The sequence below is a fragment of the Pseudomonas sp. IC_126 genome (assembly GCF_004331835.1).
Lineage (GTDB): Bacteria > Pseudomonadota > Gammaproteobacteria > Pseudomonadales > Pseudomonadaceae > Stutzerimonas.
In genome coordinates this window covers 592946-606801 of sequence record NZ_SJSS01000002.1, presented here as the reverse complement: position 1 = coordinate 606801, position 13856 = coordinate 592946, and the positions used below count along the sequence as shown (strand labels likewise).

Genomic DNA, 13856 nt, shown 5'->3' with positions numbered 1-13856 from the left:
AGCGAAACGGAGGCGCTGACGATCGCAGCCAGGCCTCCTGCTGAGATTAGAAGTTTTCCGGCTGCTTGGCTTTTTCCTTGGCGCTATCCCGCGAGATCACGCCCTTGGCGAGTAGCCCCTTGAGGCAGGAGTCGAGTGTCTGCATGCCCAACGAGCCGCCGGTCTGGATCGAGGAATACATCTGCGCCACTTTGTCCTCGCGAATCAGGTTACGGATCGCGGGAGTGCCGATCATGATCTCGTGAGCAGCCACTCGCCCGCCGCCGACCTTCTTCAGTAGGGTTTGGGAAATCACAGCCTGCAGAGACTCGGACAACATCGAGCGGACCATGGATTTTTCTTCCGCCGGGAATACATCGACCACACGGTCGATGGTCTTGGCAGCCGAGGTGGTGTGCAGGGTGCCGAACACTAGGTGACCGGTTTCCGCGGCGGTCAGCGCCAGGCGGATGGTTTCCAGGTCGCGCATCTCACCGACGAGGATGATGTCCGGGTCTTCCCGCAGCGCCGAGCGCAGCGCTTCGGAAAAGCCCAGGGTGTCGCGATGCACCTCGCGCTGGTTGACCAGGCACTTCTTCGACTCATGAACGAATTCGATCGGGTCTTCGATAGTGAGAATGTGGTGATATTTGGTGTTGTTCAGGTAGTCGAGCATCGCCGCCAGGGTGGTCGACTTGCCCGAACCGGTAGGGCCGGTCACCAGCACCAGGCCGCGCGGCACATCGGTAATCTTGCGGAAAACCTCGCCCATGCCGAGATCCTCCATGGTCAGGACCTTGGACGGAATGGTCCGGAACACCGCGCCGGCACCGCGGTTCTGGTTGAACGCGTTGACCCGGAAACGCGCCACGCCAGGCACTTCAAAGGAAAAGTCGGTCTCGAGGAACTCTTCGAAATCCTTGCGCTGCTTGTCGTTCATGATGTCGTAGATCAGCGCGTGTACCTGCTTGTGATCCATCGCCGGAAGGTTGATCCGGCGCACATCGCCGTCAACGCGGATCATTGGCGGCAAGCCGGACGAAAGGTGCAGGTCAGACGCACCCTGCTTGGCACTGAAGGCCAGCAGCTCTGTGATATCCATGGGACTCCCCAATTACAAGCAAGCAGGTAGAATGCCGCGCAGACCCTAAGGTGGCAGGCGCAGGTAATGTCCACGATAGAGAGCAATATTGCAAAGGTCACAGCGCGCATCCGTGAGGCGGCGCAAGCTGTAGCGCGCGATCCCGACGAGGTGCGCCTGTTAGCGGTGAGCAAGACGCAATCGGCCGACGCCATTCGCCAGGCTTGCGACGCCGGCGTGCACGATTTCGGCGAGAACTACTTGCAGGAAGCGCTCGAAAAACAGGCCGATCTCTCCAGCCTCCCTCTTGTCTGGCATTTCATTGGCCCCATTCAGTCGAACAAGACCAAGTCGATCGCCGAGCACTTCGACTGGGTTCACTCAGTTGATCGCCTGAAGATCGCCCAGCGCCTATCCGATCAGCGGCCTGCCGAATTGCCGACACTCAACATCTGTCTACAGGTCAACGTCAGCGGCGAGGCCAGCAAAGCGGGCTGCGAGCCGCGGGACGTGCCGGAACTGGCCCGTGCGATTGCCGCGCTGCCTCGTTTGCGCCTGCGCGGTTTGATGGCGATTCCGAAACCGACCGAAGACCCCGCCGAGCAACGCGCCGCGTTCGCCCGCTTGCGTCAGTTGCAAAGCGAACTCGGCCTCGGTCTCGACACACTTTCCATGGGCATGAGCCAGGATCTGGAGGCCGCCGTCGCCGAAGGTGCCACCTGGGTCCGCATCGGCACGGCCCTATTCGGCACCCGCGCTTATCCGTCGCAGACAGCTACGGTCGCCACTCCGCATGATTAAAGGAACTCACGCATGAGCACTCCCCGTATCGCCTTCATTGGCGGCGGCAATATGGCCGCGAGCCTGATCGGTGGGCTGCGAGCCCAAGGCATTCCAGCCAGGTCCATCTGCGCCAGCGATCCCGGTGCAGACAAGCGCGCCGAGCTTGAAACCACACACGGAATCGAGACCTTTGACAACAACGGCCAAGCCGTGGCCAATGCCGATGTTGTGGTACTGGCCGTCAAGCCGCAGGTGATGCAGACCGTCTGCCGGGACTTGGGGGCTCATCTGCAATCAGATCAACTAATCGTTTCGATCGCTGCCGGCATCAACTGCGCAAGCCTTCAGTACTGGCTGGGCGAGCAAGCGCCGCGGGCAATCGTGCGCTGTATGCCGAACACGCCTTCACTGCTGCGTCAGGGTGTCAGCGGGCTCTACGCCAACGCCCAGGTCAGCGACACGCAAAAGCAGCAGGCTGAGCAGTTGCTGTCGGCGGTCGGCGTGGCGCTCTGGCTCGATGAGGAAAGCCTGATCGACGCCGTTACCGCCGTATCCGGCAGTGGACCGGCGTATTTCTTTTTGATGATCGAAGCCATGACGGCGGCTGGCGAACAGCTCGGATTGCCGCGCGCCACTGCCGCTCAACTGACATTGCAGACCGCACTGGGCGCGGCGCGGATGGCCTGTGAGAATGATCTAGAAGCAGCGGAACTACGGCGCCGGGTTACGTCACCGAACGGAACCACCGAAGCGGCGATCAAAGCCTTTCAGGCAGGCGGCTTCGAGACCCTGGTAGAACAGGCGGTAAACGCAGCCGCGCAACGCTCGGCCGAGCTCGCCGAACAATTGGGCAAATAAAGGAATCTTCATGTCGCAACTCTCGCAAGCCCTGATCCTGATAATCCAGACGCTCGGCAGCCTTTACCTGCTGATCGTGCTGCTGCGCTTCATCCTGCAATTGGTCCGTGCCGACTTCTACAACCCGCTGAGTCAGTTCATCGTGCGTGCCACTCACCCTTTGCTACGGCCGTTGCGCCGGGTGATTCCCAGCATCGGCGGGCTCGACCTGTCGTCATTGGTACTGGCAATCATTGTGCAGATACTGCTGATGGCGGCGATCCTGATGATCGCTTACGGCACTATCGGCAATCCGCTGCAGCTGCTGGTCTGGGCCATGATTGGTGTCACCGGCCTGTTCCTCAACATTTTCTTCTACGCGCTGATCATCAGTGTGATTCTGTCTTGGGTTGCGCCCGGCAGCCACAATCCTGGCGCCCAGTTGGTCAGCCAGATATGCGAGCCGGCGCTAGCGCCCTTTCGCCGCCTGCTGCCTAATCTTGGCGGGCTGGATATATCACCGATCTTCGCGTTTCTCGCGATAAAGCTGTTGGATATGTTGGTAATCAACAACCTGGCCATGATGAGCCACATGCCCAACATCCTGCGCTCGCTGATTTAAAAGTTGCTACCGCCCATTCGCATCATGCAGCCTTTGGGCGGTAGTTCACAGCAGCTTGATTGACCCACACAAGGCGACTGGGATAATCGCCCGATTACGCCTATCAGGACCATCACGATCATGGAACGACTCGACCGGCAGGTGGATGCCTATGTCGCCTGGAAACGCGACCTGATTCGTGAAGTCACCCGCTACCGCAGCTGGCTAGCGCATAACCGCCTGACCTCCGACGCGGTCGATGCAAGACTGGAACGCGCGCTGAAGTTGCTGCGCACCGATCACATTACCCTGGCGTTCGTCGGCGAGTTTTCACGCGGCAAGACCGAGCTGATCAACAGCCTATTCTTTTCTAGCTACGGCCAGCGCATTCTGCCTTCGCGGGCCGGCCGCACCACCATGTGCCCCACCGAACTATTCTTCGATCCGCGCGCGGAACGCTCTTATATTCGCCTGCTACCCATCGAATCGCGCCTGGAAGACACCAGCATCGCTCAGCTCAAGCGCGCCCCTCATTTCTGGCGGGACATTCCGCTGGAGCCCGACAATCCGGACAACATGGTCGAAGCCTTCACCCAGGTTGCCGCAACCAAGTCGATGCCGACGGAACAAGCCATTCAGCTCGGCTTTCACCCCGACTCACTGGAGAGCTCGGATATCGTCGGCGAGGTTCTGGTGCCGGCCTGGCGGCATGCCATGGTCAACTTCGATCATCCACTGCTGCGTCAGGGCCTGCGCATTCTCGATACGCCCGGCCTCAACGCGCTGGGTAGCGAGCCGGAACTCACCCTTTCGATGCTGCCGAATGCCCAGGCGGTGATTTTTCTGCTGTCGGCCGATGCCGGCGTTAGCGCCAGTGACATGGATATCTGGCAACAACATATCCGCCAGATCGACGATGGCAACCGGAACCGTCTGTTCGCCGTACTGAACAAGATCGATGTGCTCTGGGACGACGTCTCAGGCGATGCGTTCGTCCAGGCCGCGATTCAACAGATGCAGACCAGCACCGCACAGCAGCTGGGCATCGCTGTCGAAGATGTGCTGCCCCTGTCGGCCAAACAGGCGCTGCTGGCCAAGATCCGTGGCGACCAGGCGCTGCTGGAGCGCAGTCAACTGGCGGCACTGGAACAGCTGCTTTGCGAACGCATCCTGGCACAGAAGGAGCGCCTGCTCGAACAACAAGTGGTGCGCCAGGTTCTGGCTTTGCTGCAGAACAGCCAACACATCCTGACTGAGCGCCTGAACAAGGTGCGCGAGCAGAGTGAGCTGCTCGATAGTCGTCGTCAGGACAGCGGCCAAATGCTGGTGGAGCTAACCGCCCGCACTCGCCACGATCACAATCAGCACCACAAGCGTCTGCTGCAACTGAAAACCAACCAGCGCCTGTTGCAACGCCAAGGTGAACTATTACGTGGGACGGTGCGGGCCGAACGCCTGGAAGAGCATCTGACCCGCCTGCGTCGCAGCCTGACCGGCAGCCTAACCACACTGGGCATCAATCTCAGCATTCTGCACTTCTTCCGCTCAGTCGAGCAGGATCTGGGCGCGCTCGAGAATGAGGCGGTACTGGCGAACAAAATGGTGTCGGCGATTTACCGCCGCCACAACGAAGAGAACCCCTTGCACGGCGTGGACGCGCCGCTGTTCCGCCTTGCACCCTACCAGAAGGAGCTCAAGGGCTTGCAGAACAAGGCCGATCAGTTTCGCCTGCAGCTCAAGACTTTGCTCACTGAGCAGCGCACCCTGACCCGGCGCTTCTTCGCCACCCTGGTGCAGGAGGTAATTGGAATGCATCAGCGTCTGCGCCAGGAAGCCGAGCAGTGGGCCAGCGAAGCCCTGATGCCACTGATGCAGCATTCGCTGGAGCATAAACAGCAACTCGAAGCGCACATGCTGCGCCTTAAGAGCCTGGCGCAGGACAGCCAGCAAAGCAGCCAGCGCGGTCGCCTGTTGGCACGCTACAGTCTTGAGCTGGAAGAGCAACTGGCGCAGGCCGGCGAAATGCTGCGGCTGCTGCGACGCCCGGCGCCGATCCGCCGCCAAGGTAAGGTGGTCAGTCTTACCGGCGCCGTTGTGGGTTAATCTGGCGTTGCGATTTGAGGATGAATTGGCGCGCGCTAACCTTTAGACTTTGCCGCCTTCTTCCAGCACGAGCCAGGGTCGATGCCCACTGCTATTCCAGCCGATTCCGTTGGTCTGGTGAGTCCGAAGGTCGCGCATTTCGCCGAGCCGCTGGCACTCGCCTGTGGCCGCACGCTCAACGACTACCAGCTGATCTACGAAACCTACGGTGAACTGAACGCCGCACGCAGCAATGCCGTGCTGATCTGCCATGCCCTGTCCGGCCATCACCATGCGGCCGGCTTCCACGATATGGAAGAGCGCAAACCGGGCTGGTGGGACAGCTGCATCGGCCCAGGCAAGGCAATCGATACCAACCGCTTCTTCGTGGTCAGCCTGAACAACCTCGGCGGGTGCAACGGCTCGACCGGCCCAAGCAGCATCAATCCGCTGACGGGCAAGCCTTACGGCGCGGACTTCCCGGTAGTCACGGTGGAAGATTGGGTCAACAGCCAGGCGCGACTGGCCGATGTGCTGGGTATCGAACAATGGGCGGCTGTCGTCGGCGGTAGCCTTGGTGGCATGCAGGCGATGCAGTGGACCATGAGCTATCCGGAGCGGATCCGTCACTGCGTGGCCATTGCTTCGGCGCCCAAACTGTCAGCGCAGAACATCGCCTTCAACGAGGTGGCGCGTCAGGCGATTCTGTCCGACCCTGAATTCCATGGCGGGCATTTTCAGGAGCAGAACGTGATTCCCAAGCGCGGGCTGATGCTGGCCCGAATGGTTGGACACATCACGTATCTGTCCGATGACGCCATGGGCACCAAGTTCGGCCGCGGCCTGAAGAGCGAGAAGCTCAACTATGACTTCAACAGCGTCGAATTCCAGGTTGAGAGCTATCTACGCTACCAGGGCGAGGAATTTTCGAGTCGCTTCGATGCAAACACTTATCTGCTGATGACCAAGGCACTGGATTACTTCGACCCTGCCGCGGCCTATGAAGACGATCTGGCCAAAGCCCTGTCGACTGCCAAGGCGGATTTCTGCGTGATCTCCTTCACCACCGATTGGCGTTTTTCGCCGGAGCGCTCGCATGAGATCGTCGACGCACTGATGGCGGCACGCAAGAACGTCTGCTATCTGGAAGTCGACGCCCCCCAGGGCCACGATGCGTTCCTGATCCCGATCCCCCGCTATCTACAAGCCTTTCGCGGTTACATGAACCGCATCGCCGTATAAGGAACCCACATGCGCGCCGATCTGGAAATCATCCAAGACTGGATACCGGCGGGTAGCCGTGTGCTCGACCTCGGTTGCGGCAACGGCGATTTGCTGGCCTGGCTGCGAGACAACAAGCAGGTCAGTGGCTACGGCCTGGAAATCGATCCTGACAACATCGCGGCCTGTATCGAAAAGGGCGTCAATGTCATCGAACAGGACCTCGACAAGGGCCTGGGCAACTTCGCCAGCGACAGCTTCGACATGGTGGTCATGACCCAGGCCCTGCAAGCCGTTCATTACCCCGACCTGCTGATGAAGGAAATGCTGCGCGTGGGTCGCGAATGCATCATCACCTTCCCCAATTTCGGCCACTGGCGCTGCCGCTGGTACCTGGCCAGCATGGGCCGCATGCCGGTCTCGGAGTTCCTGCCGTACACATGGTACAACACGCCCAACATCCACTTCTGCACCTTCGAGGATTTCGAGCGGCTGTGTCAGGAGCGCGGCGCGCGGGTGCTTGAGCGCCTGGCAGTCGACCGCGACCATAAGCATGGCTGGGCGAGCCGTCTGTGGCCGAACCTGATCGGCGAGATTGGTATCTACCGCGTCACCGGACCGAACAGATGACCCGCTTCAATGATGGAGGAAACACCATGAAACGCAGCCTCATCGGCCTTCTGGCGCTGCTGCTGACGATGCCGGCCTGGGCCGAGCGCAAGCACAGCTTTGGCGAGTACGACATCCATCACATCGCCTTCAACTCGGGCTTCCTGCAGCCGGACATCGCGGCGGCGGCCGGCCTGGTGCGCAGCAAAACCCAAGGTGTGGTCAACATCTCGGTGCTCAAGGCCGGCAAGCCGACGGTGGCGCTGGTCAGCGGTACGGTCAAGAACCTCCTGGGCCAGGAGCGGCCACTGACGTTCAAGCAACTCAAGGAAGGTGACGAAGCCATCTACTACCTGGCCCAGTTCCCATTCGACTCGCGCGAGACGCTGCGCTTCGCCCTGACCGTGCAGCCCATGGGGGCCGATCCGGTCAGCTTTACCTTCAACCAAGAATTCTTCCCTGACGAATGATGCCCTTCAAAGAACTGGTGCTGGCCAGCCACAATGCCGGCAAGCTCAAAGAACTCCAGGCCATGCTGGGCGACGCCGTGCGCGTGCACTCGGTAGGGGAATTCAGCGATGTGGAACCGGAAGAAACCGGCCTGTCATTCATCGAGAACGCGATCCTCAAGGCGCGCAACGCCGCGCGCGTGTCCGGCCTGCCGGCACTGGCCGACGATTCCGGGCTGGCGGTCGATCACCTCGGCGGCGCGCCCGGCATCTACTCCGCGCGCTATGCCGACGGCCAGGGCGATGCGGCGAACAATGCAAAATTGTTGGACGCCCTGAAAGAAGTGCCCGATGCCGGGCGCGGCGCACAGTTCGTCTGTGCCTTGGCGCTGGTCAGGCATGCCGACGACCCGCTGCCGATCATCTGCGAAGGCCTCTGGCACGGCCGCATCCTCCATGAAGCGCGTGGCGATCAGGGCTTCGGCTACGACCCGTTGTTCTGGGTGCCCGAACGCGGCTGTTCCAGCGCCGAGCTGACGCCCGCCGACAAGAACCAGCTCAGCCACCGCGCCCGCGCCATGGCGTTGCTCAAAGCGCGGCTGGGGATTGCATGAGCGGAGCTGGAAGCTCAAAGCCGGAAGCTGGAAGCCAACGCACGGATAACTTCCAGCTTCGGGCTTCCGGCTTCGAGCTGCCGCCCTTGGCGGCCTACGTCCATATCCCCTGGTGCGTGCGCAAGTGCCCGTACTGCGACTTCAACTCCCACGCTGCCGGGCCGCAGTTGCCGGAAGATGAATATGTCTCGGCGCTGCTGGCCGACCTCGAGGAGGATTTCGATCAGATCCAGGGCCGCCGGCTTGGCTCGATCTTTTTCGGCGGCGGCACGCCCAGCCTGTTTTCTGCCCAGGCGCTGGGCAGGATTCTCGAAGGGCTGGAGCGTCGCGTCGGCTTTGCCGAGGACATCGAAATTACCCTGGAAGCTAATCCGGGTACCTTCGAGCAGGCCAAGTTTCGCGATTACCGCCGTCTCGGGATCAATCGCCTGTCCATCGGTGTACAAAGCTTCCAGCCCGCCAAGCTGAAGGCCTTGGGCCGCATTCACGACGGCGACGAAGCCATCCGTGCCGCAGACATGGCGCGCGCCGCCGGTTTCGACAACTTCAACCTGGACCTCATGCACGGCCTGCCTGACCAGAGTCTGGAGGATGCACTGAGCGATCTGCGCACCGCCATCGCCCAGCAGCCAACGCACCTGTCCTGGTACCAGCTCACCGTCGAGCCGAACACCGAGTTCTGGAGCAAACCGCCGCAACTGCCCGAGGACGATACCCTCTGGGACATCCAGGAAGCGGGCCAGGCGCTGCTCGCCGAACAGGGCTACGCCCAGTACGAAACCTCGGCCTACGCCCAACCCGGTCGCCAGGCGCGACACAACCTCAACTACTGGACCTTCGGCGACTTCCTCGGCCTCGGCGCGGGTGCCCACGGCAAGATCAGCCAGCCCGACGGGCGAATCCTGCGCAGCTGGAAAACCCGCCTGCCCAAGGACTATCTCGACCCGGCCAAGCGCTTTCGTGCCGGTGAGAAGCAGCTACAAGCCGAGGAATTGCCATTCGAATTCCTGATGAATGTGCTGCGCCTCACCGACGGCGTGCCGGCGCTGTTGTTCACTCAGCGCACCGGTTTGCCACTGGGGCAACTGGCCGATGCCCGCCGCGAAGCCGAAGCTCGTGGCCTGCTGGCCGCCGACCCGCAGCGGTTGGTCGCGACGCCCAAAGGCCAGCTGTTTCTCAACGACCTGCTGCAACTCTTTCTGACCTAAGGACCCCGGATGGATCTCGTACTCGACCTAATCGCCACCCTCTCGCGCTGGAGCCGCGGCCATCTGTTCGATATTTCCTTGGCGATCATGGCTACGCTTTTTGTGCTGTTCGGGCCGGCGCTCAATGCCTGGGTGCAGAAGAACATAGGTGGGCTGAATTTCATCCTGCGTACGTTGGCGTTCGTAGTGTTCTGCGCGGTCGTTTATGGGCTCGGCATCGTCTATCTCAGCCCCTGGCTGGCCAAGGGGTTGGCGCAGTTCAACAATTACACCCTGGCGCCAGTGTTGATTCTGGTGTTGTTCATCATTGGGGTGGTGGCTGATCGAAATTAGGAAGCGCTGCGGGCTCTTCCATGGCCTGCTGCATGGTGCTTCGTCAGATTTATCCAGCTGCCTGAAGCATAGGTTTCGCCCTGCTGGGCGAGTTTCTTTTGGCAATCGCCCGGATGGCCGGCCCCGCCAAAAGAAACCAAAAGGTATTACCCCTCCATCCGGCCCCGGCTACGCCGGGGTTCGTTCGCGCCATCGTCGCTTCAGGGGCCGGCTTACAAGGGCCATCCATGGCCCTTGTAAGCCTCTCGCGGCATCCATACGGCTCGCTCCCTTACGCAACGATGGCGCTCACCCTGCTGAAAGGGCGGTTGGTGTTGCCTGGCAGACCGTGCAGAGGAAAAGCAAAGCGTTTTCAAGAGCCTACAGGCAACTCGGATTTCTTCCCCTTCAGGAAGCCGAACGCAGGCGTTGCGTAGGAGGTCGCAAGGCATCGACGCCAAGCGAGAAACGAAGGGACAGGGGCGTCCCTTCGTGACGTGCATCCAGAGCGGCGCCGGAGTGAGGGAAGTCTGGTCGCAACGCGACCAGACCCGGATGTAGGGGTGGCCTTCTTTTGGTTACTTTTTCTTGGCAAAACAAGAAAAAGTGACGCGCCGTGCAAGGCGCAACCTGCAGTCCCCCGCCGAGGAAAGCGTTGTGGCTCCACACAAGCCCAACGCCGTCAAAACTGCTCTTTTACTAATTACCCCCTCTCCTCAGCGCCGCAGGCGAGAAGTCCCGAGGGCTGAGCCTGACGTCGAAATCGTACATCGGCTCGTTGTTGTCCAATCCGTCTACGAAGTAGTTACCGTCCTTGAAGTGATACAGCGTCTCCAGCGTGCTGGCGAACATTGGCACTTCGTAGTAGCTGATCGGATGACTTTCCTGCAGCCCGATCAACTCGGCATTTTCGTCGAACAGATCCACCGCCAGAATCTGCCAGCTGTCTTCATCGACATAGAACCGGCGCATGTCATACGGATGGCTGAAACCCTTGCGCAGGGTCGCTTCGACGATCCATACGCGATGCTGTTCATAGCGCAGCAGCTCGGGGTTCAGGGTGCGCGCGACCACGATCGAATCGTAAGGGATGCCTTGCTGGTGAACCGCGTAGCTGTTGTACGGCACCAGCATCTCGCGCTTGCCTACCAGCTTCCACTCATAGCGATCCGGCGCGCCATTGAAGGAATCGACCACGTCAGCGGTAGCCAAGCCGCTCGTGTCCGGCTGCAGCGAGTCGTAGGCCAGCGAAGGCAGGCGCCGTACGCGGCGGTCGCTCGGGCTGTAACGCCAGGCCTTGCGGATCGCCAGCACCTGATCCAACGGGTCCTGCACGACCAGCGAGGTGCCGGAGAGCTTCGCAGGCGCGGTGACCCGGTATTTGTAATAGAGCAGCGTGTTGTCCAACTGCGCCTGGTCCATACCCTCGCGGTTGTAGACGTAATAAACGTGCCGATCCCGCTTGATCAGACTTGCCCGGCCGTTGATCACCACGGCCTGGTTATTGATCATGTGGGTTTGTTCGCCCTTGTAATGCACGGCGTGGTTCCAGATCACTTCCATACCGTCTTGCGGTATCGGGAAGGGGATACCAGATACAGCGCCCTTGATGCCGTTGCCGTTGGCGATCAGCTCGGCAGAAACGGCATTGGCACGCGTCTCGTCATAGATACGCTGTGGCGCCGAGGCGCTGCGGCGTGACGGGAACACGCGTAGATGAAAGTCCGGATACCGCTCGACCAGCGCACGGAGGCCTTCCGGCAACAGTGCGGCATATTCGGCGGCATTGCTGCTGTCGACCCGGTAAAGCACCGGATCAGCGGCATAGGGATCAGGATGGTGCATCCCGACGGAGTAGCTGTCGGGCGCCTGGACTCCACCGGTCCAGGCCGGAATCGTGCCGGCGGCATTGGCGGCGCGCTCGGCACCCAGCGGGGTAAGGTCCTGACCCAGACGGGCGGCCTGAGCCTCGTCCACCTTGGCCTGGGCCTGGCTGGCACAGGCCGCCAGCAGCAGAATTCCGAATTTTCTGTACATCGCTTTGCTCCTTGCCGCGCAACGGGTGCGCTGCATGTAACGGCCTCTGCCGGCAGACAGGGCTCTCATTAGGTGTTGGGGGAGATCGAGCCTTCCTGGCCTTGCGTTCTTTTCAGTTCTTCCGTGGCCGTTTGATACGACTCTAGTATTGGCGATCAGCCGATGCGCTCGAACTTGAGATCCCAGACGCCGTGGCCCAGGCGCTCACCGCGGCGCTCGAACTTGGTCGTAGGGCGCTCTTGAGGGCGCTCGACGTATTGCTCGTTTACGGCCTGGTTGCGATAGCTAGGCGCGATACTCATGACCTCGAGCATGTGCTCGGCATAGGCTTGCCAATCGGTTGCCATATGCAATACGCCACCGATCCTCAGTTTCTGCCGTACCAGCTCGGCGAATGCCGGCTGGACAATGCGCCGCTTGTGGTGACGACTCTTGTGCCAGGGATCGGGGAAAAACAGCAGAACCCGGTCCAGGCTCGCGTCGGGCACGCATTCACGCAGCACTTCCAGCGCATCGCAACTGTAGACCCGCACGTTATTCAGGTTTTGTGACAAAAGCCCGTTTAATAGCGCGCCGACACCCGGCGAATGCACCTCGACCCCGATGAAATCCTGCTCAGGCGCCGCCGCAGCCATCTCGAGCGTCGAATGGCCCATGCCGAAGCCGATTTCGAACGTGCGTGGCGCCTGTCGGCCGAAGACCTGGTCGAAATCGCGTAGACCATCGGCCAGCTCCAGACCGAATTGCGGCCAGCCCTGGTCCAGGCCGCGCTGCTGGCCTTCGGTCATGCGACCGGCACGCATCACGAAGCTTTTAATGGTGCGCATGCGCCGTTGGCCGTCGGCCGGGGTAGAAGTGTCACTCATGAACGAACCTGCGGAGAGAAGCCGCGCAGTCGGGCGAGTGCGCGGCGGAATACGGGGAGAATTAGCGGATCAGACCTTCCAGAGGCGAAGAGGCGCTGGCATACAGCTTCTTCGGCATGCGTCCGGCCAGATAGGCAAGACGCCCGGCGTCGATCGCGTACTTCATGGCTTCAGCCATCAGCACCGGATTCTGGGCGTGGGCGATAGCGCTGTTCATTAACACCGCCTCGCAGCCCAGCTCCATGGCGATGGTCGCATCGGACGCCGTGCCGACGCCGGCATCCACCAGCACCGGCACCTTGGCCTCTTCGAGGATGATGCGCAGGTTATAGGGATTGCAGATACCCAGGCCAGTGCCGATCAGCCCCGCCAATGGCATCACCGCGATGCAGCCCATCTCGGCCAGCTGGCGCGCGATGATCGGATCGTCGCTGGTATAAACCATGACGTCGAAACCGTCCTTGACCAGCACTTCGGCGGCCTTGAGGGTTTCGATGACGTTGGGGAACAACGTCTTCTGGTCGGCCAGCACTTCCAGCTTGACTAGCTTGTGGCCGTCGAGCAGCTCGCGGGCCAGGCGGCAGGTACGCACTGCCTCTTCGGCGTCATAGCAGCCGGCGGTGTTCGGGAGAATCGTGTAGCGATCAGGCGAGATAACGTCGAGCAGATTGGGCTCGTCCGGGTTTTGGCCAATATTCGTGCGGCGCACCGCGACGGTGACGATCTCGGCGCCAGACGCCTCGATGGCGGCGCGTGTCTCTTCGAGATCCTTGTATTTGCCGGTGCCCACCAGCAAGCGCGACTGATAGGTGCGGCCTGCGAGCGTAAAGGGTTTGTCGTGCGGAACTGGGCTCATGGGACCATCCTGTTCAGACGTAATGAAGCGAAAAATACGCCGCTGCACGGGCGACGTCCGGGAATATCAATATGGCGGGCTCGTCAGCCGCCACCAATGGCATGCACGACTTCGACCTGATCACCTTCGACCAAGAGAGTTGCGGCATGCTGGCTGCGCGGTACGATGTCTCGATTGAGCTCGACCGCCAGCCGGCGCCCAGTCAGTTCCAGGCGTTGCAGCAGATCGGCCACCGACTGACCGTCAGGGAGCTCGTAGCGCTCGCCGTTCAACTGAATGTGCATAGTGATCGCCACCATAGCCAAGGGGCCCGCATTCTAG

Annotated in this window: 15 protein-coding genes; 10 read left to right on the top strand and 5 right to left on the bottom strand. The window is 61.0% G+C overall.

The features are described from left to right. Window positions 1-46 precede the first annotated feature (46 nt). Window positions 47-1081 carry a type IV pilus twitching motility protein PilT gene (locus E0D86_RS08190; RefSeq protein WP_131649517.1) on the bottom strand — a complete coding sequence of 345 codons (1035 nt, stop codon included), beginning with the start codon at window positions 1079-1081 and terminating at the stop codon, window positions 47-49. A 66-nt stretch (window positions 1082-1147) separates the two neighbouring features. On the opposite strand from E0D86_RS08190, the gene E0D86_RS08185 reads away from it, so the two are divergent. From E0D86_RS08185 to E0D86_RS08140, 10 genes are all read left to right on the top strand, one after another. Beyond that, on the top strand, window positions 1148-1861 hold the full coding sequence (locus E0D86_RS08185; RefSeq protein ID WP_131649516.1) for a YggS family pyridoxal phosphate-dependent enzyme: 714 nt from the start codon (window positions 1148-1150) through the stop codon (window positions 1859-1861). Between the two features lie 12 nt (window positions 1862-1873). Then, complete coding sequence (gene proC, locus E0D86_RS08180; RefSeq protein WP_131649515.1) at window positions 1874-2701, top strand: pyrroline-5-carboxylate reductase; 828 nt, start codon at window positions 1874-1876, stop codon at window positions 2699-2701. 10 nt (window positions 2702-2711) lie between these two features. Continuing rightward, window positions 2712-3302 carry a YggT family protein gene (locus E0D86_RS08175; protein ID WP_131649514.1) on the top strand — a complete coding sequence of 197 codons (591 nt, stop codon included), beginning with the start codon at window positions 2712-2714 and terminating at the stop codon, window positions 3300-3302. Window positions 3303-3422: 120 nt separating this feature from the next. Next, window positions 3423-5384, top strand: a complete 1962-nt coding sequence (locus E0D86_RS08170; RefSeq protein ID WP_131649513.1) for a dynamin-like GTPase family protein — start codon at window positions 3423-3425, stop codon at window positions 5382-5384. A gap of 81 nt (window positions 5385-5465) precedes the next feature. Next, complete coding sequence (locus tag E0D86_RS08165; RefSeq protein ID WP_131649512.1) at window positions 5466-6605, top strand: homoserine O-acetyltransferase; 1140 nt, start codon at window positions 5466-5468, stop codon at window positions 6603-6605. A 9-nt stretch (window positions 6606-6614) separates the two neighbouring features. Beyond that, window positions 6615-7214, top strand: coding sequence for a methionine biosynthesis protein MetW (metW, locus tag E0D86_RS08160; protein ID WP_131649511.1), 600 nt, complete (start codon window positions 6615-6617; stop codon window positions 7212-7214). Between the two features lie 26 nt (window positions 7215-7240). After that, a complete protein-coding gene (locus E0D86_RS08155; RefSeq protein ID WP_131649510.1) occupies window positions 7241-7663 on the top strand; it encodes a DUF4426 domain-containing protein in 423 nt (140 codons plus the stop codon). After that, on the top strand, window positions 7660-8256 hold the full coding sequence (rdgB, locus tag E0D86_RS08150; RefSeq protein ID WP_131649509.1) for an RdgB/HAM1 family non-canonical purine NTP pyrophosphatase: 597 nt from the start codon (window positions 7660-7662) through the stop codon (window positions 8254-8256). The genes E0D86_RS08155 and rdgB overlap by 4 nt, the downstream gene beginning before the upstream one ends. Beyond that, complete coding sequence (gene hemW, locus E0D86_RS08145; protein WP_256681164.1) at window positions 8253-9464, top strand: radical SAM family heme chaperone HemW; 1212 nt, start codon at window positions 8253-8255, stop codon at window positions 9462-9464. Before rdgB ends, hemW begins: the two co-directional genes overlap by 4 nt. 9 nt (window positions 9465-9473) lie before the next feature. Continuing rightward, entirely contained in the window at window positions 9474-9797 is a 324-nt protein-coding gene (locus tag E0D86_RS08140) for a DUF3392 domain-containing protein (protein ID WP_131649508.1), read from the top strand. A 678-nt stretch (window positions 9798-10475) separates the two neighbouring features. Here the strand turns inward: E0D86_RS08140 and E0D86_RS08135 are convergent. The 4 genes from E0D86_RS08135 to thiS all read right to left on the bottom strand — a co-directional run bounded on the left by E0D86_RS08135 (window position 10476) and on the right by thiS (window position 13819). Beyond that, complete coding sequence (locus tag E0D86_RS08135) at window positions 10476-11813, bottom strand: DUF1329 domain-containing protein (RefSeq protein ID WP_131649507.1); 1338 nt, start codon at window positions 11811-11813, stop codon at window positions 10476-10478. Window positions 11814-11968: 155 nt separating this feature from the next. After that, window positions 11969-12640 carry a tRNA (guanosine(46)-N7)-methyltransferase TrmB gene (trmB, locus tag E0D86_RS08130; RefSeq protein ID WP_218568017.1) on the bottom strand — a complete coding sequence of 224 codons (672 nt, stop codon included), beginning with the start codon at window positions 12638-12640 and terminating at the stop codon, window positions 11969-11971. A gap of 100 nt (window positions 12641-12740) precedes the next feature. Next, complete coding sequence (locus E0D86_RS08125; RefSeq protein ID WP_131649505.1) at window positions 12741-13535, bottom strand: thiazole synthase; 795 nt, start codon at window positions 13533-13535, stop codon at window positions 12741-12743. Window positions 13536-13618: 83 nt separating this feature from the next. Then, the gene (thiS, locus tag E0D86_RS08120; protein WP_131649504.1) at window positions 13619-13819 is read right to left on the bottom strand and encodes a sulfur carrier protein ThiS; all 201 of its coding nucleotides are present in this window, start codon (window positions 13817-13819) and stop codon (window positions 13619-13621) included. Window positions 13820-13856 lie beyond the last annotated feature (37 nt).